We start from the raw sequence: 21249 nt of genomic DNA on the forward strand, positions 1-21249 counted from the left end.
ACGAGGTGATCCCCAGGTCCGGCCCGTCCGCGCGTCTCTACAGGTCGAGCTGATACTGCAGTGTCGTGTGCGTGGGCAGGTAGCCGAGGCTGTCGCTGATGTGTCTCATGTGCGTGTTGCTGTCGGCGGTGTCGGTCAGGAGGCCGCCGAGGTCCGGGTAGTGCCCGTGGGCTTGTCGGATCGACTCGGCCTTCATCCAGCGGCCGAGGCCGTGTCCGCGGTGCTCGGGCAGCACGCCGGTGCCGTAGTGCTGGGCATCACCTGTGCCGCCGCCGGGCACGACGAGTTCGGTGAACCCGGCGATCGAGCCGTTGGAGGTGTCGATGGCGACGACGGTGTGCAGGTGGTCGCCGCGCCGTTCGACGGGCGATCCGGCCCCGGCCTGCGCCACGACGCAGCGCCGGGCGTTGTCCCGGGCGGCGGCCACGGCAGTGTCGAGGAGACGGGAGCCGACGCCCTTGCGGCGCTCCACGGGGTGGACGTGGAGGGTCAGTTCGGCCAGGTGCTCTTGTCCGCCATCGAACAGGCGCAGAAAGGCCGTCCCGACAGGGTTGGCATCGGCGTCGGACGCCAGCCATGCAAGGCGTCGGCTGTGCGCCCCGTGAGCGGGGTCGGTCAGTGGGGTGATGCGGAGCGACAAGGTGTCTCCGTCGTGAGGAGGTGGCAAAGGTCAGTACGCGGGCTCAACTGCTGGCCACTCCTGCGCATGTGCTCCACACCTCCCCGTCGACGTGCCGGTCCGGATCAACATGGACGGCTGGGAGAACGTAGCTGGTCTGTCGGCTCCTCGGCAAAGGGTTGACCGAAGGCTGCTGCGGCCGCGGGTCACAGCCACTGATCGATGGCCGCGATTGGCACGGTTGCTTCGAACTGAAACTCGACCTCGGCTTGGAAGAGCTCGACGAGCAGCACATCCATCCGGACGTGGCGCTCCTCCCGGTATGTGTGGGGCACGATGGCTCAGCGCCTCTGTGCCCTGTACCGCTTGAGAAGAGCGGTGATCTTCGCAGGGTCGGCAGCGCCGTTCAGCTCGACCAGGAGACCGTCGGGGCAGAGCTCGTAGTGGTCGCCCCACCATCGCCGCCCCTTGTTGTCCCAGATGCGGTAGCCCCCGGGTACGCCCCTGGCTACGTACCGCCTCCTGTTCACGCTGCTCCCCCTCCTGCTGCGATGGCCTCCGGCACGGTACATCGCCGGCGGCAACGAGAGGACGGAGGCCGTCAGTCGTGATCGTCCGCGCCCTCGCGGACGATCACGACCGTGCCGGCGGAGTACTGCACGACCTGCTGGCTCACCGACCCCAGCAGCGCGCCCTTGAAGCCCCCGTACCCGCGGGTGCCGACCACCGTCAGGTCCGCCTCCTTCGAGGCGTCGACCAGGACCTGCGCCGGGGACCCCTGCTCGACGCGCCGGAACACCGGTACGCCGGGCGAGGTGCCGACGGCCGCGGCGACCGTGTCCGCCAGCTTCCGGCGGGCGGTCTCCTCGGCCGTCACCGCCTGCGCGTCGGCGGTCTCGGAGGCCATCGGGTTGACGGCGAACGGATTGCGGTTCCACTCCCAGGCCATGACGGCGTGCACCCGGCCGCCCGTCATCGCGGCCTGCGCGACCGCCCAGCGCAGCGCCTCCTTGGAATGGTTCGACCCGTCCACGCCGACGACGATCAGCGGCTCGATGGTGGGCTCGCTCACGGTGGTTCCTCTGGGTTCGTCCGGATGGTCGATCTCCTCCCTGTATACACGCAGCGGTGGCTCCGACCTCGAACGACGATCGTTGCGAGCACCGACGACTTTCGAGGGCAGCCCGCGGCCCCGCCCCTTGCCAGGGTGTGAGTGTCCAGGCGATCGCCGCCGGACACGAACGGCATGGAGGAACGGGCGTGGCTCAGCGCAAGGGTTGTCTGATCGGGTGCGGGGTGGCGCTGGTACTCGGCGTGGGCCTCCTCGTGGCACTGGTCTTCGGGATGGGGAAGGTCCTCGAGATGGCCGACAAGACCCTGGTCGACCCCGCGGTCTACGAGGCCGTGAAGACCGGGGACGCGGAGAGCGAGGTCCGCGGCAAGCTCCCGTCCGGCGACAGCTTCGTCAAGAGCGCCCTCAAGGAGGGCGGACCGGCCGAGCCCGAGGGCAGCACCTGCTCCTGGTACATATCCAGCGGCGAGGCCAAGAACGGCGAAGAGACCGTGCTGCGCTTCTGCTTCAAGGACGGCAAGCTCGCGGAGAAGACCCAGTACCCCATGAAGTGACCGGCCCGGCGGTCGAGGCGGGCCGCCGGCCGCCGGGCACGGGTCAGTTGCCCGCGTCGGCGCCCATCGGCGTTGCCGCGACGCCCGCTTCGTTGCGGATGTCGCGCGGGGCCCGCCCCTCCCACCGGCGCACCGCCCGGCGCAGCGCGCGCATATCGCTGTACCCGACCCGTGCCGCGACCGAGCGGAGCGGCAGATCGGTGGCGCGCAGGAGGTGCACGCCGGCTGACTCACCACCCCCGTGCGGGTAGGCGGGCACGCCCACCGCCCCGAAGGCCGCATGGCGTCAGACCAGGGTCAGGCAGAACGGGTGCCCGGCCGGGTCGGTGAGGACCCGCCACCTGTCACCGCCCGGCTGGAACTCAGGCCGGCCCGCGCCCAGCTCCAGCAGCACGGCCTCGGCCTCGTCGAGGTCGTCGACCGTGAAGTCGAGGTGCGACTGCTGGGGCGGCGACCGGTCGGGCCACTGCGGGGGCCGGTAGCCGTCCACCCGCTGGAATCCGAGGAACAGCCCGTCCTCGCGGGTGAGTCCGGCGAAGTCGGTGTCCGACCCGGGGTGCGGCTCGAACCCGGTGGCCCGCGCGTAGAAGGCGGCCAGTGCCTGGGGATCGGCGCAGTCGAGGGTGATCGCGGCGAGCCTCATCAGAGGGGGCACGGCAACTCCTCACTTTCCCTTGAGGAGTTGGTCGACCCGTGGCACGGACAGGCCTATCAGTTCCGACACTTCCCGCAGGGTGCGCCCCTGACGCAGCTCGCCCACGGCCGTGGTGCGGATGTCCTTGACCGTCTTCGCCACGTGGGGCAGCAACTGATCGGTGAACAGCCGTGCGGCCCGTTCCCGCGCGACGGGAGTCTCGATACCGGCCAGGCGCGCCCGGACCGTGCTCAGGTACTCGACGGTCAAGATGCGCAGGTCATCGTGCACGTGCTGGTCGGCAGGGATGCTGTCGGTCATGGGGACAGCGTACGCAGACGTGGTAGGGATTTAAGATGACCTTCCCTGCCGGCGCGTGTCGCGGCAGGTGGGAGAAGGCCCAAGGGGGCGCCCAGGGCGAGGTGTTACGGGTGCTGCAGAGTGCTGCCGCGGTCAAGTGCCCCGGGTGGTCACACCGTTGCGAGGAGCGGGTCGAGGAGAACCGCCGCCGGCCCGCCGAACGGTGCCGGGTTCCTGCCGCCGGGCCGGCACACGCTGACCGATCCGGACGGCCGTACGGTCGTCCTCACCGTCGGGGAGGCCCGCCAGGGCCAGGTCCCGCCGGAGCCGCACACCGGCGAGCGGCCCCGGACGGCCGGCCCCGCCCCCGTACGCTGCAGGTCGGTGCTCTGGCTGCTGAGCTACACGCCGTTCGAGGCGAAATCTGGACGGGCGTCCGTCGCTCGCACAACCCGGCTCCGTGCGCGTCGCCGGGGGCGCCGGCTAAAGCGGTTTCGCGGCGTGCGGGTAAAGCGCATTAGTGGATACCCGTCGTGAACCATCGATAAGAAGTCAACCTTTGACGCACAAGCAGCTCCGTTATGGAATCGATACCAGCTCCAACTGTCTTTGCACTAAAGCGCATCAGTCCAGGTGGCGGTGGTAGTGATCGAGGCCTCCGCGACGTGTTCCGGACGGTCGTGCCATTCCGCACCAATGCGTCACCGGCCAGCCGTCCTCCTGCCTCATTGACGAGGTCTTGCTTTCGGACGACCGTGGGCACCGCCTCCGGCGACGAGGCCGGACTTCTGCAAAGGCGGCGACGATGACCCGTTCGAACCCGACCCGTATCGCTGTTGCCCTGCTCGCGACGGGAACCCTCCTCTCGACCGCCGCGTGCGGCCTCGACGGCGGAGCCGCCGACGCGAAGGAGGCGCAGCGGACGGGCAGGGTGGCCGGCGAGATCACCTTCCGGACCCTCCAGCTGAAGCCCACCTTCACGGCCTACGTACAGGGGGTCATCGACGCCTTCGAACAGCGCCACCCCGAGGTCAAGGTCACCTGGGAGGACGTCCCCGGCGACGGCTACAACGAGAAACTCGTCGCGGACGCGCAGGCCGGAGCCCTCCCCGACGTGGTCAACCTCTCCACCGACTCCTTCCAGCTCCTCGGCGACCGGGGCATGCTCGCCGACGTGGCCGCCCTCGACGGCGCGTCGGCCAAGGAGTACGTCCCCGGCGCCTGGGAGCAGTTCAAACTGCCCGGCAAGGGCGACAGCGTGTACGCGTACCCCTGGTACGTGACCCCGGAGATCCTCACCTACAACAGAGAGCTCTTCGAGAGGGCAGGCCTGGACCCGGCCGCGCCGCCGACCGGTGTGGAGCAGTTCTTCGACTACGCCGAGCGGATCGCCGCCTCGTCCGGCGGCCAGTACTCCGCCTTCATGGCCGACCCCAAGGGCCGGCTGCCCGGGGACTGGCAGAAGATGGGCATCCCGATCCTCAGCGAGAAGCGCGACCGCTTCACCTTCGACACGGACCGGGCCGTCCGGTGGGTGGAGCGGATGAAGGACCTCTACGCCAAGGGCGCCATGCCCAAGGAGTCCCTCCTCAAGTCCGACGACATCAACCAGCTCTACGGCAGCGGCAAGCTCGTCTTCGGTCCGGGATCCCCGGGCTTCGTCAAGGACATCAAGCAGAACGCCCCGCAGATCTACGCCAAGACCCAGGTCGCAGGAGCCGTCACCGGCGAGCTCGGCCACATCGGCATCTACGCCCAGTCGCTCGGCATCAGGAAGGACACCAAGCACGTCGACGCGGCGGCCGAGTTCGCCAAGTGGGTCACCAACGGCCCCAACCAGGTGGAGTTCTCCAGGAAGGCCACCATCTACCCGTCCAACGCCCAGGGCCTCGCCGACCCGTTCTTCTCCGACAAGGGCGACGGCAAGGACGCGGAGACCCTCGCCCGCGCGGTCGGCGCCGACCAGCTGCGGACCGCCGCGCTCGACGCCAACACCCCCGTCCAGTGGACCAATCAGGTCGGCGACGCCGTCGTACGGGAGATGCAGAAGGCCATCAAGGGCGAACAGGACCCCCGGACAGCCGTGCAGAAGGCGCAGGAAGCGGCGAACAAGCTCCTTGCCGCCGCGGCCCAGAAGTGACCGGCGGCGCCGCAGGCGAGCCGCGGGGCGGCGGCACGGCATACGAACGGCGTCGCGGAGCGGCCCGCAGGCGGCGTGCCCTGCGGGCCATGGAGACCGAGACCGGACTGCCCCACCGCAGGTGGTGGACCCCCTACCTGTTCCTCGCGCCCGGCCTGGCGATGGTGACGCTGTTCAGCCTCTGGCCGTTCGTCAACACCGTCGTCCTCTCCCTCACCGACGCCCAGATCCTGCGCGGCGGCAGCTTCGTCGGCCTCGACAACTACCGGCGCGCCTTCGCCGACCCCGACTTCTGGGTCGCGACCGGCAACAGCGTGCTGTACCTCGTGGTCGTCGTCCCCTGCCTGGTCCTCCTGCCGCTGGCCCTCGCGGTCCTCGTACAGGCGAAGATCCCCGGTATCGGCTTCTTCCGTTCCGCCTTCTACACCCCGGTGATCGCCTCCGCCGTCGTCGTCGGGCTGATCTGGCAGTGGGTGCTGCGCAGCGACGGTCTCGTCAACACCGTCTTCCAGCGGCTGCACCTGGTCTCCGAGCCGGTCCCGTTCCTCACGGACTCGGCGATGCTGCTGGTCTCCGCGATGATCGTGACCGTGTGGAAGGGCCTCGGCTACTACATGGTCTTCTACCTGGCGGCCCTCGGGAACGTTCCCGCCACCCTCCACGAGGCGGCCGCGATCGACGGCGCCGGCCCCGTCCGCCGTTTCTTCAGCATCACCGTGCCCCAGGTGAAGCCGATGATGCTGCTGGTCGGCACCCTCTCCGCCATCTCGGCGCTGCGCGTGTTCACCGAGATCTACATACTCGGCGGCGAGAGCGGCGGTCCCGGCGGCGGCGCCCGCACCCTGCCCTTCCTGATCCGGCAGGTCGGCCTCGGCTTCTCCGGCGAGACCGGCTACGCCTCCGCCATCTCCATCCTGCTGTTCCTCCTGACCCTGGTCTTCAGTCTGCTGGGCCGCCGTCTGTCGAAGGGGGACGAGCGATGAGCACACCCTCCTCCGCCGGGACCGGGCGACCGCCCCGGCGCACCGCCGCCGCCCGCAGACGCCACCGGATCGGCCTGGCCGGCCGGTACGCCACGCTCGTGCTGATGCTCGTGGTCATGCTGGGCCCGATCGTCTGGCAGTTCCTGACCTCGATACGCGGCCGCACCGAGAACGTGTACGACGGCGTGCTGCCCGCGCAGCCCACCCTCGACAACTACGTCCGGGTCGCCGAGTCCTTCCCGCTGCTGCAGTACGCCGGCAACACCCTCACCGTCGCCGCCCTCGCGATCACCTCGAACATGCTTTTCGCGGCGATGGGCGGCTACGCCCTCTCCCGGGCCGGCTGGAAGGGCCGGCAGGCCGTCTTCACCGTGCTGGTGGCGACCCTGATGTTCCCCTTCGAGTCCGTGATGATCTCGATGTTCCTCACCGTCCGCGAGATGGGCCTGGTCGACACCCTCATCGGCGTCTGGCTGCCCGGCGCGGTCTCCGTGCTCAACATCATGGTCATGCGGGCGGCCTTCCTCGCCGTGCCCCGGGAGGTCGAGGAGGCCGCGGTCCTGGACGGGGCGGGCGAATGGACGCGCTTCACCCGGGTCTTCCTCCCCGCCGCCAAGGGCGCCCTCGCCGTCGTCTGCATCACCAGCTTCATGGGCGCGTGGGACGACTTCCTGTGGCCCCTGCTGGTCCTCACGAACAGCGACCACTACACCCTCCAGCTCGGCCTGAAGACCCTGGCCGGCGCCACCACCGTCAACGACCAGCGGCTCGTCGCCGCCGGCGCGATGGCCGCGCTCCTCCCGATGATGCTGCTCTTCTTCGTCCTCCAGCGTTTCTTCTTCAAGGGCGTGGGCGAGGGAGCCGTCAAGACCTGAGCCGGCCCGCCCGCCCTCCGCACCGGGACACGTCCCTACCGATACGTCCGCACCGACCACCCTCCCTGGAGCAGCAGTCATGCATGACGACCGCAGCATCACCGAACACCGCCTCCGCCGGGTTCTCAAGGAGCGCGTCAAGCCCGCCGTCCACTCCCGCGCGGTCCCGCTGACCGTCGAGCGCTGGGAGGCTCCCGGCGAGCCCGTCCCCGTCGCCGAAGGGCTCGCGGCGGCCTACGAGCCCTGCGCGGTCGGCGACCCGTGGGGCCCGGCCTGGGGCACCACCTGGTTCAGGGTCACCGGCACCGTCCCGGAGGACTGGGCCGGCCGCACAGTGGAAGCCGTCCTCGACCTCGGCTTCGACCGGATGATGCCCGGGTTCCAGTGCGAGGGACTGGTCCACCGGGCCGACGGCGGCGAGGTCAAGGCCCTCAACCCGTACAACGACTGGGTACGCGTGGCCGACCGCGCCGAGGGCGGCGAGCAGGTCGAGTGGTACGTCGAGGCCGCCTCCAACCCGGTCCTGGTCGACCACGCGGCCACGTACGAGGGGGACCTGCCGACCAGCGGCGACCAGCCCCTGTACCGGCTCGCGCGGATGGAGCTCACCGTCTTCGAGACGGAGGTCTGGGAGCTGGTCCAGGACCTGGAGGTGCTCTACGACCTGATGACGCAGCTCGACACTGCCGACGCCCGCCGGGCCGGGATCCTGCGGGCCCTCGGCGCGGCGCTGGACGCCCTCGACCTCGACGACGTGCCCGGCACGGCGGCCGCCGCCCGCGGGTGTCTGGCCCGGGTGCTCGCCGCCCCGGCCAACGCCTCCGCGCACCGGATCAGCGCGGTCGGCCACGCCCACATCGACTCCGCGTGGCTGTGGCCGCTGCGCGAGACGGTCCGCAAGGTCTCGCGCACGGCCTCCAACATGGTCAACCTGATGGACCAGCACCCCGAGCTAGTCTTCGCGATGTCGCAGGCGCAGCAGCTCGACTGGATCAAGACGTACCGGCCCGAGCTCTTCGAGCGGGTCAAGAAGAAGATCGCGGACGGGCAGTTCGTGCCGGTCGGCGGCATGTGGGTGGAGTCCGACACCAACATGGTCGGCGGCGAGGCCATGGCCCGCCAGTTCCTCTACGGCAAGAAGTTCTTCCTCGACGAATTCGGCATCGAGACGCAGAACGTCTGGCTCCCCGACTCCTTCGGCTACACCGCCGCGATGCCGCAGATCGTCAAGCTCTCCGGCTCCAAGTGGTTCCTGACCCAGAAGATCTCCTGGTCCCAGACCAACAGGTTCCCGCACCACACCTTCTGGTGGGAGGGCATCGACGGCACCCGCGTCTTCACCCACTTCCCGCCCGCCGACACCTACAACTCCGACCTCGGCGGCGCCCAGCTGGCCCACGCCGCCCGCAACTACCGCGAGAAGGGCCACGGTTCGCGCTCGCTGGTCCCCTTCGGCTGGGGTGACGGCGGTGGTGGCCCCACCCGCGAACACCTCGCCCGCGCCCGCCGCCAGCGGGATCTCGAAGGCTCCCCGAGGGTCCGGATCGAGCGCCCGGACGCCTTCTTCGAGAAGGCTCACGCCGAGTACGCGGACGCGCCCGTCTGGGCCGGTGAGCTCTACCTGGAGCTGCACCGCGGCACCTACACCTCCCAGGCCAAGACCAAGCAGGGCAACCGGCGCAGCGAATCCCTGCTGCGCGAGGCCGAGCTGTGGGTGGCGACGGCCGCGGTGCGGGTCGCGGGGTACGCGTACCCGTACGAGGACCTGGAGCGGATCTGGAAGACGGTGCTGCTCCACCAGTTCCACGACATCCTGCCGGGCTCGTCCATCGCCTGGGTGCACCGCGAGGCGCGCGAGACGTACGCGGCCGTCCGTGAGGAGCTCCAGGGGATCACCCTCGCCGCGCAGCAGGCCCTGGCGGGCCAGGGCACGCAGGAGCTCGTCTTCAACTGCGCCCCGCACGCCCGCCGCGGCGTTCCGGCCGGCGGGGCCGGCCGCCCGGCCGGGGCGGGGGAGCCGGTCACGGTGGAGGAGCGGCACGGCGGCGGGCACATCCTGGCCAACGGCCGGCTGCTGGTGGAGATCGACCGCCGCGGCCTGATCGTCTCCGTCTACGACCTGGAGGCGCGCCGCGAGACGGTCGCGCCGGGCAGCGCGGCGAACCTGCTCCAGATCCACCCCGACTTCCCGAACATGTGGGACGCCTGGGACATCGACGCGTTCTACCGCAACCAGGTCACCGACCTCGTGGAGCTGGACCGGCTGGAGGTCACCGGAAGCGGCCCGCGGTCGGCGACCGTACGCGTGACCCGCTCCTTCGGCCGGTCGGAGGCGGTCCAGCAGATCACCCTGCGGGCCGGGGCCAAGACGGTCGACATCGTCACGGAGGTGGACTGGCACGAGACGGAGAAGTTCCTCAAGGCCGCCTTCCCGCTGGACGTGAAGGCCGAACGGACCGCCTCCGAGACCCAGTTCGGGCACGTCTACCGGGCCACCCACACCAACACCTCGTGGGAGGCGGCCAAGTTCGAGATCTGCGCCCACCGCTGGATCCACGCGGAGGAGCCCGGCTGGGGGGTGGCGCTGCTCAACGACTCCACGTACGGGCACGACGTGACCCGGGACGTACGGGCCGACGGCGGCCAGACCACCACGGTCCGGCTCTCCCTGCTGCGCGCCCCGCGCTACCCCGACCCGGAGACCGACCAGGGCTCCCACACCCTGCGCTTCTCGCTCGCGCCCGGCGCCGGGATCGGGGACGCGGTCCGCGAGGGCCACGCGCTGAACCTGCCCGAGCGGGTGGTCCGCGGCGCGGGCCCGGTCGCCCCGCTGGTCGCCGTCGACGAGGACGCGGTGGTGGTCGAGGCGGTCAAGCTGGCCGAGGACCGCAGCGGTGACGTGATCGTCCGCCTCTACGAGTCCCGCGGCGGCCGCGCCCGGGCCACCCTCACCGCGTACTTCCCCGTGGCGGCGGCGGTCGAGAGCGATCTGCTCGAACGGCCCCTGCCGGGCTTGGCGGTGGGGGTGCCCACCCCGGAGGGCCGGGTCCCGCTCACCCTGCGCCCGTTCCAGATCGTCACGGTCCGCCTGCACCGCGCCTGATCGCCCCGGCGGCGGACCCCCGGCCCCTCAGGACCGGGGTCCGCCGCCACGGGAGCGGCGTGAACTCCGCCACAGGGGCCGGGGCCGCCCGCGCCCCGGCCCCGGGATTTCGGGGGGCGGATGCTCCCGGCCGTCCCGTTTGGTTATGCACTTAGTTGCAAAACCTGTCTCCCCTCGCTAGAACAGGTTCATCACCCCCGCGCGAGGAGGCGCCCCTCATGAGTTCCCAGAGCCGGTACCCGCACCTGCTGAGCCCCCTGGACCTCGGCTTCACCACCCTGCCGAACCGCGTGATCATGGGCTCGATGCACACCGGCCTCGAAGAGCACCAGGGCGGCTTCGAGCGGCTCGCCGCCTTCTACGCCGAGCGCGCCCGCGGCGGCGCCGGCCTGATCGTCACCGGCGGCATCTCCCCGAACGACGCCGGCCGCCCCTTCGAGGGAGGCTCCCGCCTCACCACCGAGGACGAGGCCGCCGAGCACCGGGTGATCACCGAGGCCGTACACGCCGAAGGCGGGAAGATCGCGATGCAGATCCTCCACTTCGGCCGCTACGCCTACCACAAGGACCTGGTGGCCCCCAGCGCCATCCAGGCCCCCATCAGCCCCTTCGTCCCGAACGAGCTCACCGACATCGAGGTCGAGCGCACCGTCGAGGACTTCGTCCGCGCCGCCCGCCTCGCCAAGCTCGCGGGCTACGACGGCGTCGAGATCATGGGCTCCGAGGGCTACCTGGTCAACGAGTTCATCGCCGCCGCGACGAACAAGCGCACCGACCGCTGGGGCGGCGCGTACGAGAACCGCGTCCGCTTCCCGCTGGAGATCGTCCGGCGCACCCGGGCGGCCGTCGGCGAGGACTTCATCCTCATCTACCGCCTCTCCATGCTCGACCTCATCCCCGGCGGCTCCACCCTCGACGAGGTCGTCCACCTCGCCAAGGAGATCGAGGCGGCCGGCGCCACCATCATCAACACCGGCATCGGCTGGCACGAGGCCCGTATCCCCACCATCGCCACCTCCGTACCGCGCGGCGCCTACACCTGGGTCACCAAGCGGCTGATGGGCGCGGTGTCCGTCCCCCTCGTCACCAGCAACCGCATCAACACCCCGGAGATCGCCGAGGAGCTGCTCGCCGACGGCCGCGCCGACCTGGTCTCCCTGGCCCGCCCCTTCCTGGCGGACGCCGACTTCGTCGCCAAGGCCGCGGCCGGCCGTTCCGAGACCATCAACACTTGCATCGGCTGCAACCAGGCCTGCCTCGACCACACCTTCAGCGGCAAGATCACCAGCTGCCTGGTCAACCCGCGCGCCTGCCACGAGACCGAGCTCGTGCTCTCCCCGACGCGGACCAAGAAGCGCGTCGCCGTCGTCGGCGCCGGTCCCGCCGGTCTCGCCTGCTCGGTCTCCGCCGCCGGCCGCGGCCACGCCGTCACCCTCTTCGAGGCCTCCGGCCACATCGGCGGCCAGCTCGACATCGCCCGCCGCATCCCCGGCAAGGAGGAGTTCGAGGAGACCATCCGCTACTTCGGCACCCAGCTCGTGGAGTCCGGCGTCGAGGTCCGCCTGAACACCCGCGCCGACGTGGAGACCCTCCAGGGCTACGACGAGGTCGTCGTCGCCACCGGCGTCACCCCGCGCACCCCCGACATCGAGGGCGTCGACCACGCCAACGTCGTCAGCTACCTCGACGTGCTGCGCGACGGAGCCCCCGTCGGCGAGCGCGTCGCCGTCGTCGGGGCCGGCGGCATCGGCTTCGACGTCGCCGAGTTCCTCACCGACAGCGGCGAGGGTGCCTCCCAGGACCCCGAGGTCTACTTCCGCCACTGGGGCGTGGACACCACGTACGCCGGCCCCGGCGGTCTCACCGCCCCCGAGCGTCCCGCGACGCCGCGCCAGGTCCACCTCCTCCAGCGCAAGGCCACCAAGGTCGGCGCGGGCCTCGGCACCACCACCGGATGGATCCACCGCGCGGAGCTCAAGCACCGGGGCGTCGTCTCGGTCGCGGGGGCCACGTACGACCGCATCGACGACCAGGGCCTGCACATCACCGTCGGCGGCGAACAGCACCTCGTGCCCGCCGACACGGTGGTCCTGTGCACGGGCCAGGAGCCGCGCCGCGACCTGTACGAGGCCCTGCGCGCGGCCGGCGTGGAGGCCCACCTGATCGGCGGCGCCGATGTGGCCGCCGAGCTCGACGCCAAGCGGGCGATCCGGCAGGGCACGGAACTGGCCGCCGGCCTCTGACCGGAAGGGGATTGTGGCGGTCCGGCCGGACCGCCACAATCTCCCGGTGACGATCTCACCGGCAGACGCAGACAAGATCCTTACCGACAACTTCGCCCCCTGGGTGCTCGCCCTCGGACTGACCGTCCAGGAGACCGGGGAGCGGCACGCCGTGCTGCGGCTGCCCTGGTCCGACGAGCTGGCCCGGGACGGCGGTGGTCTCTCGGGCCAGGCCATGATGGCGGCCGCCGACACGGCCACCGTCATCGCGATCTCCGCCGCCCGCGGTTCCTACGGGCCGATGACCACCGTCCAGCAGTCGACCAGCTTCCAGCGGCCGGTGGTCGGGGCCGACGTACTGATCCACGTACGGGTGACCAAGCTCGGCAAGCGGATGGCCTTCGCGGACATCACCCTGACCCCCGAAGGTGCGGAGGACCCCGCGGCCACGGCCTCCACGGTGTACGCACTGCTCGGCTAGGGGGAAACGCGTTGGCGGTCGGCGGACCGGCTCGCCTACGCTCGCGCCATCGGCCGACCACCAAGGCGTCCGGCGGGAACGGGGAGCGGGACATCTCGGCAGAATCCAGGACCTACGATGCGGTACCGCCGCTGCGGCGGAACAGGGACTTCACCGTCTTCTGGCTCGGCCAGGCACTGTCGGTGCTCGGCGGGTCCGTCTCGATGCTCGCGCTGCCCCTGCTCGTCCTCGACGCCACCGGATCCATCGTCCAGATGGGCCTGGTGACGGTCGTCTCCGCCGCCACCGCCATCGGCACGGGGGTCTTCGCCGGGTATGTGGTGGACCGGGTGGACCGCCGCAGGCTCATGATCGTCTGTGATCTGGTGCGGGCCGTGCTGTTCGGCGCGGTCCCGCTCGTCTGGTGGGTCGCCGGGCCGCAGATCTGGCTGCTGTACGTGCTGACCGCGCTCACCGCCGTACTGAGGACGCTGTTCGACGTCGCGTACGTGACGGCCATCCCCAATCTGGTGCGTACGCAGGACCTCACGGCCGCGAACGGACGGCTGATGGGCACCTTCGCCCTCGGGAGCCTGCTCGGGCCGGTGGTCGCCGGTTTCCTCACGGCCGGAGTGGGAGCCGACTGGGCACTGGCCCTGGACGGGGCGACCTTCCTGGTCTCCGCCGCGAGCCTGGGGTGGGTGCGGTTCATCGCGCGCCCGCCCGGGGTAGGCGCGGACAGGGCGGGGGACAGGGCAACGGATGAGGCGGGGGCCGGGGCCGGGGTGTTCCGGGAGATGTTCGTGGTCGGCTTCCGCTTCCTGTGGAGCCACCCGCTGCTGCGCCCGCTCACCGTAGGGCTCACCCTGCTGACCTTCGTCACTATGGGCGCCACCGACCTGCTGATCTACCGGGTCCAGCACGATCTCGGCCGGGACGCGGCCACCCTCGGCTACGTGATCGCCGTCGGCGGAGCCGGGTCGGTCGCCGCGGCCCTGAGCGCGGGGCGACTGCGCGGGCTCCTCGGATTCGGCACGTGCTGGCTCGCCTCGGTCGCGATGATCGCCGTCGGGGTGACGGTGACGGGCGTCAGCCGCAGCGTGCCGGTGATCGCCGTACTGAGCGCCGTCTTCATGTTCGGGATGACCCTGGGCGGGATCTGCAGCATGACCCTGCGCCAGGAGGTGACCCCGGACCACCTGCTCGGCCGGGTCACGTCCGCCTTCTGGACCGTGCACAACGCCTCGGGCCCGGTGGGCGCTGCCGTGCTCACCCTGCTGGCCGCCCGGCACGGGGTCCCGGCGGTCAGCCTGGCGGGCGGGGCCCTGTGCCTGCTGATCCTCGGCGGCGGGCTGCTGACCCCGCTGCGCGGCAGCCGCGCGGGCGCCGCCGTGGCCGGGCCCGCCGCCCCGGACCAGGAGCCGGCCACCGGGCCGTCGGCGCGCGGGTAGGGTGCCCGTCTGGGATCGTGGATCACAGGTAGCCGCACCGAGGAGCCCACATGTCCGGACAGTTCGAGGCCAGTGTCGAGATCGACCGACCGGTGGAGGCGGTGTTCGCCTACCTCGCGGACGGGCGGCACGACCCCGAGTTCAGCCCGCGCGTCCAGGAGATCACCAAGACCCCGGACGGCCCCACGGCCCTCGGCACGATCTTCCGCAGCACGGTCAAGGACGCCGGGATGAAGACCGGCCGCGAGTTCCGCATCGTCGGCCTGGAACCCCCGCACCTGGTCCGCTGGACGGAGCAGAGCCGCAACCTCGTCACCGCGGAGGGCGGCTACGACCTCGAATCCCTTCCCGGCGGCCGCACCCGCGTCCGCATCTTCAACACGCTCGAAGGCCACGGCCTCGGCAAGCTGCTCGTCGGCCTCGCGGTCGGCGCGGCCCGCAAGGACGCCCCCGACTTCGGCCGCCGCATCAAGGCGGCGGCCGAAGCATCCATCGCTCCCTGAGGTCCGTGTCCGGGCGGTGTCAGAACCGGCCGGGGGAGGACGGGAACGGCAGCGGCTTCGCGGGCGCCGCCGATTCGCGCCGCTCGGCAGCGGCCGGCGGGTTCTGGCAGGTCACGTCCTGCGCGGGCAGCTTGCCCGTGACCAGGTACGCGCTCACCAGGGCGTTGGCGCATGAGGTGGGGTCGGACAGGTACACGCCGTGGCCCTCACCGCCCGCCGCCAGTACCATCCGCGAACCCTTGAGGGCCTTGTGCAGGCCCTGGCCGCTCACCAGCGGGGTCTGGGAGTCCCACTCGTTCTGCACCGTCAGCACGTTCGCCTTCTTGTGCATCGGCGTCGCCGCCTCGACCGGCCGGTCCCAGAAGGCGCACGGCTTGATGTTGGACGCGAAGTCCCCGTACAGGGGGTACTCGGCCTTGTCCTTCGCCGCGTCGCGCTCGTACTGCTCGGTGTAGCGCGGCCAGCTGCCGGTGTCCCCGCACGCCACGGCCCAGAACACGGCGGTGCCGTTGTCCGAGGCGGGCTCGGCCGCCGCTCCGCCCGTCAGCAGTCCCTTGAGCTCCGTCGCGGTCGTGCCGGCGGGCAGCGGCTTGCCCTCGGCCGCGGCCTTCAGGGCCACGACCATCGGGGTGGCCTGCGCCGGGTAGAAGAACACCCCGCGCGTGGAGCGGATCATGTCCCCGTCGACCTTCATGCCCTCGAACTCGAACGGCTCCTTGTCGGCGCGCGCCACCAGTTCCCAGAACGTGTCGGACACGGCCTTCGGGGTGTCGCCCAGCTTGTACTCCGCCGACCGCTGCGCCGCCCACTGCGTCCAGCGCGCGAAGGCGGGTTCGGCCTCGGTGGCCCAGACCTGGATCATGCCGCGCCAGATCCGCTGCGGGTCCACGCCGCTGTCGAGCACGAAGCGGTCCGTGCGGTCCGGGAACATCTGCGAGTAGACCGCGCCGAGGTAGGTCCCGTACGAGTAGCCCAGGTAGGAGAGCTTGCGCTCGCCGAGGACCGCACGGATCGTGTCCATGTCCCGTGCCGTGTTGCGGGTGGTGATGTACGGAAGGACCGAACCGGCCTTCTCGCGGCACTTGTCGGCGACGGTGCGCGCCCAGGCCACGTCGGAGCCGAAGGTCTCCGGACGGTAGGCGCGGTTGAAGTTCTGCTCGGCGTCGGTCAGTCCGCAGGTGATCGGGCTGCTGGCGCCCACCCCGCGCGGGTCGAAGCCGATGAGGTCGTAGCTCTCCCGTACCTCCTTCGGCATCGCCGGGCCCATCAGCAGGGGCAGGTCGAGGCCGGGACCGCCCGGGCCGCCGGGGTTCAGCAGCATGGCACCGTGCCGCTTGGCCGGGTTCTCGCTCTTGACCCGGGATATGGCGAGGTCGATCGTGCGCCCGTCGGGACGCCGGTAGTCGAGCGGGACCTGGAGCGTCGCGCACTCGTACGAGGCCGGCTGCTCGGGGCTGCAGCGGTGCCAGGCGGGTTTCTGGCGAAGGTGGTCCGCGGCCGGGGCGGCGGAGGCCTGGGTCGCGGACAGCAGGGGCACGGTGGTCGCGATGAGTCCGGCGGCGGCGAGCAGCGGAGCGAGGCGGTTCAGGCGCACTGACCCGTTCCTTTCGGTGAAGTCGCTTGTGCCTCCACCTTGTTGCACCCGGCGGCCGGCCGAATCATCCCGAAGGTCCGTGCCCTGTGCTCCTCGCGAACGAGCCGACAACAGGACAGATGGCCGACACGCCGCAGTCGGCCCCCGGTCGTGCGTGCCGGGGGCCGACGTGTGCGCGGTTCACAGGAGGGGCCTCAGTGGCCGCCGCCCTGGCCGCCGTCGTGCCCGCCCTCGTGGCTGCCGCCGTGTGTCTCGCCGGGCGTCGCGCCGGGTGTCTCGCCGGCTGCTGCTCCCGGCGTACCGCCGGGTGTTGTCCCCGGCGTCCCGCCGTGTGCGCCACCGTGCGTGTCGCCGGCCTCCAGGTTGCCGCCGAGACGTCCGCGCAGCGTGGTCAGGGCATCCTCCGTCGGCGCGGTGACGACCCATCGGTCGCCGACCAGATAGAGGCCGCCGTACATCCGGGCCTCGGTCAGCCAGGAGCGCAGTCCCTGCTCGGCGGTGAAGGTGACCATGCGGTAGACGACCGGCCCGGCCTGGCACCCGCCCTGCCGCAACTCCTCGGCCTCCACGTTCACTTCGGCGGTACAGCCGATAGCCGTGGCGATCTGCTCGAGGGAGGTCCCGGGCGCCGCCGCGGGCGCCGCGGGCGCCGAGGCCCCGGCCGAGGTGTGCTGCGCCGCCGCCTTCGAGGAGCAGCCCCCGCACAGCAGCGCGGCGACACACACCGCCGCGACGGCCGGAAGTGACGGGAGGATCCGCCGGATCCGGCGGGTGCTGCGGTCGGTGGACGGCATGGTGACCTCTCTGGCTGATCGGGGAGGGTCCGTGGCGCCCGGGCGGGGAGGTACCCGGGCACCACGCGTTTCAGGGGCGGATCGGCGGGCCGCGGACAGGTGCTAGCCGACGACCTTCGCTTTCTTGCCCTTGTCGGTGATGGCGAACCAGAGGCCCTTGTTGTTGTGCCCGGTGGTGTCCCCGGGTTCCTTGTCACCGGTGAAGGTGTAGACCGGCCAGCAGTCGATCGTCAATTGCTCGCTGCCGTCGGGCCGCTTCACCTTTCCAATCAATTCGGGGGCGATTCCGTTTACCTTTGCCTTGTCGACGGGCTTGGCCGGCTTCCAGGTGTCCGTGCAGGCGTCCACGCAGCCGATCTTCATCGGCCAGGCGCTGTCCTTGTCGAACCGGTAGAGCGTCTTGCCCTCCCCGTCCTCGACGAGGGTTCCGAGCTCGGGGTTCTGCACGGCGGTGAGTTCGCCGCTCTTCGCCGCCGTGTCCGCCTTCTCCTCCTTCTTCTCGTCCTTCTCCGCCCCGGCGCCCGCGCCCTTGCTCGCCCCGGCGGGCTTGCCGCCCGGGCCCAGTACGTGCCAGGTGCCGCCGACCCCCTCGCCGAGCGCGTCGCCCGCCTTGGCGTCCTTGGAGTAGCGGTACACGGGCCAGCCGGCGAGCGTGAGCTGCTTGGTTCCGTCGGCCCGTTCGACGGAGCCGAGGAGCGCCGCGTCGATTCCCGCGCTGACCGAGGCGTCGTCCGCGGACACCGCGGGCCAGGCCGCGGCGCAGTCCCCCTCGCAGTTGGACTTGGGCGGCTTCGGCGTGTCCTTGTCGAACCGGTAGAGCGTGAAGCCCTCACTGTCGGTGACCCCGGGTCCCAGGCCCTGGACCTCGCTCACCTTCAGCTGTCCGGCCGGGCCGCTCTTGCCGGCGGCGCCCGCCGGGGCGGCTCCCGAACCGCTTCCGTACGGGTCGCCGTAGCCGGATCCGGCCTGTTTGCTGTCACCCACCGGCTGGACTGCCGGCGCCTTTCCCCCGTAATTGTCGGAGCTTCCGCATGCGGCTGTCGTCATCATCAGTACCGCGACCGCTGACCCGGCGAATATCTCACGACGCTTAATCTTCACGATCTCTCCTTCAGGTTCGGTTCCGCGTTTCCTTGCCCCCGGTAATTGATACGGGGCCGGGAGGGTTGGAAGCGGATATCCCCGGGAATTTGTCAGATCGCGCCAACATTGAACCCGGGGCATTGGTTCAGTCCTGGATGCGCAGCGCGAGGGCCGGGCAGCGCCGCACCGCGCGCAGCGCCTTCTGCCGCTGCGCGCGGGGTACGACCATGGACGCCTCCGCGGGGAAGCCGTCCAGGTCCAGGCGGACCACATCGGGCAGGACGTCCACGCACAGCCCGTGGCCCCTGCAGAGGGTCCAGTCGACCAAGAGCCGCTCCGGACTCTCGTCGTCCTCGAGCAGCGGAAGGGCGCCCAGCACCCGTCTGCCGCAACCGCTGCCGAGCGCGTGGTCGCGGAATTCGTCCGGGAAGGTCCTGAGCGCCGAGGCGACGAAGTTCGAGGTGCCGTCCGGATGGCTGCACGCGCCGCGTTTCAGCACCGCCTTCATCCGGAGCTCCAGCATCTCCAGGGCGGGTTTGCCCCCACCCCGGATGGCGTCGTCCAGTACGTCGGCGATGGCGGGCAGCCCGCGTACGCAGGGGCCGCACTGGCCGGCCGACTCCTTGGCCAACCAACGGGTCACGCGTGCCACTTCGCCGGCCGGGCAGGTGTCCATGGGCAGCGGCAGCACCGCCCCCGCCCCCAGCCGTGCGCCGAGCCGGTCGAGGGACTCGCGTGATATCTCGGCCGCACGTGCGTTTGCCGGAGTGAGCCATTTGCCGTGATACCCGCCGACCAGGACGCCCTGGCCCGGATCGGTGCCGCACAGTTCCAGGATGTAGGAGAGCGCGGCTCCGCTCGGCGTCTCGACGACCGTGTTGCCCGCGACCGTCAGCATGATGGTGCCCGGCTCGCTGGGCAGGCCGATCGCACGGAAGTCCAGCGCGCCGAGCCGGGCGGCGACGGCCATCTGGGCGAAGGTCTCGGTGTTGGAGAACAGGGTGGGCACGCCGTTCAGGCCACGGTCACTGGTGCGCACCTTCTGGCCGGAGGGCAGCGTCGGCCCGCCGTTCAGACCGTTCACGTGCGCCGTGCTCTCGCCGGTCACGAAGCGCTCGGGGAGCAGCTTGATCTGCACCCGGCGCCCTGCCGGGCCGCGTTCCGCGACGGCCTCCCGCAGTGACTGCTCCACGTCCCTCCGGGTGACGCCCACCACGACGTCCTCGGAGTTCAGCGCGGCGGCGGCCAGCAGGGCCCCGTCGAGCACCAGATGAGGGGTGTGCAGCAGCAGCGCGGTGTCCTTGAGGCAACTCGGCTCGCCCTCACTGCCGTTGACGACGACGGCGGTCTGTCCGTCCCCGGCGCGGGCCGCCCGCATCACGGAGCGCAGTTTCTTGGCGAACGGGAAGCCCGCGCCGCCGCGCCCGCGGAGGTCGATGTTCTCGGCGAGGTCGACGAGTTCCTCCGGCCGGTAGCGGGGCATTTGGCCGTGTGTCGTCAGATGGGCCACGCGGTCGAGCCGCGCGGCCTGGTCGAGCCCGGCCAGCAGCCGGGGAGCGCCCACGCAGCCGAGGCTGGGGCGCGTCTCACCGCTCACAGCCACTGGTCCCGGCTGATGAGCGTCTCGGCGTCAGCTGCTGTGCCGGCGCGGCTCGGCGCGTAGACGGCGGTGCGCGGAGGTTCGTTGCTCAGGGGCGGTCGGTCGCTCAGGGCCGGTCGGTCGGGCCGGGGGGGCTGGGCCTGGTTCGCGGTCACGGCTGCCGCTGCAGGACGCGAGCCGCGCCTCTGTCGGGGCACGCCGCCCTTGACGGGCTCCTGCGCCACGGGCTGGGGGACGGGCGGCACGAAGACGGCCGCTTCGCGCATCCGGCTCCTGACCCGGAACACGAGCACACCCACGATGCCGAGCAGGGCCAGTGCGTACGCGGACGTGACCCAGGGGGCGGCCGCGCGGCCCGACTTCAGACCGTGCACCAATGAGGCGCCCCACGCCGGATAGGCGCCGAAGTGCAGGACCCGCCACCACGCCGAGCCGCTCCTGGTGTTGAACACGCTGCGCACCGCGCCGGAGATGGCCACCGCAATGAAGAGGTATCCGGCCAGACTGCCGAGCCCGACCAGGACGGGCCGGGTGGCGTCCGTGAACGGCACGGCCGCGGACGTCGCGGTCGTCCGCTGTCCCGCGACCTTGATCCAGATGTGCAGGGCGAGGAAAAGGAGCCCTGACACGGCGAGGCCGCGGTGCGCGCCCTGGGCGAGCAGCCGGTGCCCCGAACCGAGGATGACCCGGTCGGTCGCGGCCAGTCCCCAAAGGACGGTAGCGGTGAGCGAGACGAGCGAGAGCACGCCCGCTCCGAAGTCGAGGAAGGCCCATAGTTGGGTGAAGGCGCCCGCTCGGGCAGCCACGGTGACGAGCACGATGGCGGCGCCGACGGCGCAGAGCACGCCGGGGCTCAGCCTGCCGTCCTTGGGCAGGAGGGAGGGCCGTCGGACGGCCCTCCGTCCGGCAGCCACAGCCGCAGCCGAGGCATGGCGGTTTTTGCGGCGGGCCCTGTGTGAGCTGGGCATTTGAGGCTGGGGCAGGGGCATCCAGGTCTCCTGTGCGCCTGGGCATCCGAGCACTCCACCTGGCGCTCGGTACCCGGGGGTCGTTGTAGTCGTACCCGGCAGCGCTGTGAAACTCCGCGCCGGCCGAGGGAACTTGGGGCCGGAGTGCAGCAGCATCGTGGAGCTGCACAGCAGCTCCACAGGTTTTATCGAAACGTGATAATTTCTCGCACCGCGTCTCCGGCGCATCGAACAACACCGGAAGATTCCCCTCCAGCGGGGGTTGCGACAGGCCACCGCGCCGACCGTCACCTA

At 71.1% G+C, this 21249-nt stretch carries 20 protein-coding genes; 9 read left to right on the plus strand and 11 right to left on the minus strand.

The genetic code is table 11. The features are described 5' to 3' along the window. Window positions 1-37: 37 nt before the first annotated feature. The 3 genes from ACZ573_RS06330 to ACZ573_RS06340 all read right to left on the minus strand — a co-directional run bounded on the left by ACZ573_RS06330 (window position 38) and on the right by ACZ573_RS06340 (window position 1691). Window positions 38-640: a GNAT family N-acetyltransferase gene (locus ACZ573_RS06330; protein ID WP_471299768.1), complete on the minus strand. Its 603-nt coding sequence runs from the start codon at window positions 638-640 to the stop codon at window positions 38-40. A gap of 320 nt (window positions 641-960) precedes the next feature. Continuing rightward, the gene (locus ACZ573_RS06335; protein WP_471299770.1) at window positions 961-1149 is read right to left on the minus strand and encodes a hypothetical protein; all 189 of its coding nucleotides are present in this window, start codon (window positions 1147-1149) and stop codon (window positions 961-963) included. A gap of 71 nt (window positions 1150-1220) precedes the next feature. Then, window positions 1221-1691, minus strand: a complete 471-nt coding sequence (locus tag ACZ573_RS06340) for a universal stress protein (protein ID WP_471299773.1) — start codon at window positions 1689-1691, stop codon at window positions 1221-1223. A gap of 188 nt (window positions 1692-1879) precedes the next feature. Between ACZ573_RS06340 and ACZ573_RS06345 the strand changes: the two genes are divergently transcribed. After that, window positions 1880-2245, plus strand: a complete 366-nt coding sequence (locus ACZ573_RS06345) for a hypothetical protein (RefSeq protein ID WP_471299776.1) — start codon at window positions 1880-1882, stop codon at window positions 2243-2245. A 43-nt stretch (window positions 2246-2288) separates the two neighbouring features. Here ACZ573_RS06345 and ACZ573_RS06350 read toward each other — a convergent pair whose 3' ends face one another. The 3 genes from ACZ573_RS06350 to ACZ573_RS06360 form a co-directional block, all read right to left on the minus strand. Then, window positions 2289-2465: a helix-turn-helix domain-containing protein gene (locus ACZ573_RS06350; RefSeq protein WP_471299777.1), complete on the minus strand. Its 177-nt coding sequence runs from the start codon at window positions 2463-2465 to the stop codon at window positions 2289-2291. Window positions 2466-2531: 66 nt separating this feature from the next. Beyond that, entirely contained in the window at window positions 2532-2900 is a 369-nt protein-coding gene (locus tag ACZ573_RS06355) for a VOC family protein (RefSeq protein ID WP_471299780.1), read from the minus strand. A gap of 9 nt (window positions 2901-2909) precedes the next feature. Further along, on the minus strand, window positions 2910-3200 hold the full coding sequence (locus ACZ573_RS06360) for a hypothetical protein (RefSeq protein ID WP_471299783.1): 291 nt from the start codon (window positions 3198-3200) through the stop codon (window positions 2910-2912). A gap of 784 nt (window positions 3201-3984) precedes the next feature. Between ACZ573_RS06360 and ACZ573_RS06365 the strand changes: the two genes are divergently transcribed. The 8 genes from ACZ573_RS06365 (at window position 3985) to ACZ573_RS06400 (ending at window position 14916) form a co-directional block, all read left to right on the plus strand. Next, complete coding sequence (locus tag ACZ573_RS06365) at window positions 3985-5319, plus strand: ABC transporter substrate-binding protein (RefSeq protein WP_471299784.1); 1335 nt, start codon at window positions 3985-3987, stop codon at window positions 5317-5319. An 89-nt stretch (window positions 5320-5408) separates the two neighbouring features. Next, window positions 5409-6302 (plus strand): carbohydrate ABC transporter permease, encoded by an 894-nt coding sequence (locus ACZ573_RS06370; RefSeq protein WP_471299787.1) that lies wholly within the window; start codon window positions 5409-5411, stop codon window positions 6300-6302. Then, on the plus strand, window positions 6299-7177 hold the full coding sequence (locus tag ACZ573_RS06375) for a carbohydrate ABC transporter permease (protein ID WP_471299789.1): 879 nt from the start codon (window positions 6299-6301) through the stop codon (window positions 7175-7177). Before ACZ573_RS06370 ends, ACZ573_RS06375 begins: the two co-directional genes overlap by 4 nt. 79 nt (window positions 7178-7256) lie before the next feature. Beyond that, window positions 7257-10280 carry an alpha-mannosidase gene (locus ACZ573_RS06380; RefSeq protein ID WP_471299792.1) on the plus strand — a complete coding sequence of 1008 codons (3024 nt, stop codon included), beginning with the start codon at window positions 7257-7259 and terminating at the stop codon, window positions 10278-10280. Between the two features lie 218 nt (window positions 10281-10498). After that, window positions 10499-12523, plus strand: coding sequence for an oxidoreductase (locus tag ACZ573_RS06385; RefSeq protein ID WP_471299795.1), 2025 nt, complete (start codon window positions 10499-10501; stop codon window positions 12521-12523). A 46-nt stretch (window positions 12524-12569) separates the two neighbouring features. Continuing rightward, a complete protein-coding gene (locus ACZ573_RS06390) occupies window positions 12570-12983 on the plus strand; it encodes a PaaI family thioesterase (protein WP_471299798.1) in 414 nt (137 codons plus the stop codon). Window positions 12984-12994: 11 nt separating this feature from the next. Continuing rightward, window positions 12995-14413 (plus strand): MFS transporter, encoded by a 1419-nt coding sequence (locus ACZ573_RS06395; RefSeq protein ID WP_471299801.1) that lies wholly within the window; start codon window positions 12995-12997, stop codon window positions 14411-14413. A gap of 50 nt (window positions 14414-14463) precedes the next feature. Continuing rightward, on the plus strand, window positions 14464-14916 hold the full coding sequence (locus tag ACZ573_RS06400; RefSeq protein ID WP_471299803.1) for an SRPBCC family protein: 453 nt from the start codon (window positions 14464-14466) through the stop codon (window positions 14914-14916). A gap of 19 nt (window positions 14917-14935) precedes the next feature. Here the strand turns inward: ACZ573_RS06400 and ACZ573_RS06405 are convergent, their stop codons facing one another. The 5 genes from ACZ573_RS06405 to ACZ573_RS06425 all read right to left on the minus strand — a co-directional run bounded on the left by ACZ573_RS06405 (window position 14936) and on the right by ACZ573_RS06425 (window position 20901). Next, entirely contained in the window at window positions 14936-16510 is a 1575-nt protein-coding gene (locus ACZ573_RS06405; protein ID WP_471299806.1) for an alpha/beta hydrolase, read from the minus strand. Between the two features lie 194 nt (window positions 16511-16704). Beyond that, window positions 16705-17304 (minus strand): hypothetical protein, encoded by a 600-nt coding sequence (locus ACZ573_RS06410; protein WP_471299809.1) that lies wholly within the window; start codon window positions 17302-17304, stop codon window positions 16705-16707. A 102-nt stretch (window positions 17305-17406) separates the two neighbouring features. Beyond that, on the minus strand, window positions 17407-18528 hold the full coding sequence (locus ACZ573_RS06415) for an SCO0930 family lipoprotein (protein ID WP_471299812.1): 1122 nt from the start codon (window positions 18526-18528) through the stop codon (window positions 17407-17409). A 4-nt stretch (window positions 18529-18532) separates the two neighbouring features. After that, a complete protein-coding gene (locus ACZ573_RS06420) occupies window positions 18533-19984 on the minus strand; it encodes an NADH-ubiquinone oxidoreductase-F iron-sulfur binding region domain-containing protein (RefSeq protein ID WP_471299815.1) in 1452 nt (483 codons plus the stop codon). Further along, a complete protein-coding gene (locus ACZ573_RS06425; RefSeq protein ID WP_471299819.1) occupies window positions 19981-20901 on the minus strand; it encodes a hypothetical protein in 921 nt (306 codons plus the stop codon). The genes ACZ573_RS06420 and ACZ573_RS06425 overlap by 4 nt, the downstream gene beginning before the upstream one ends. Window positions 20902-21249: the final 348 nt, after the last annotated feature.

The sequence above is a fragment of the Streptomyces sp. NPDC040545 genome (genome assembly GCF_055595065.1).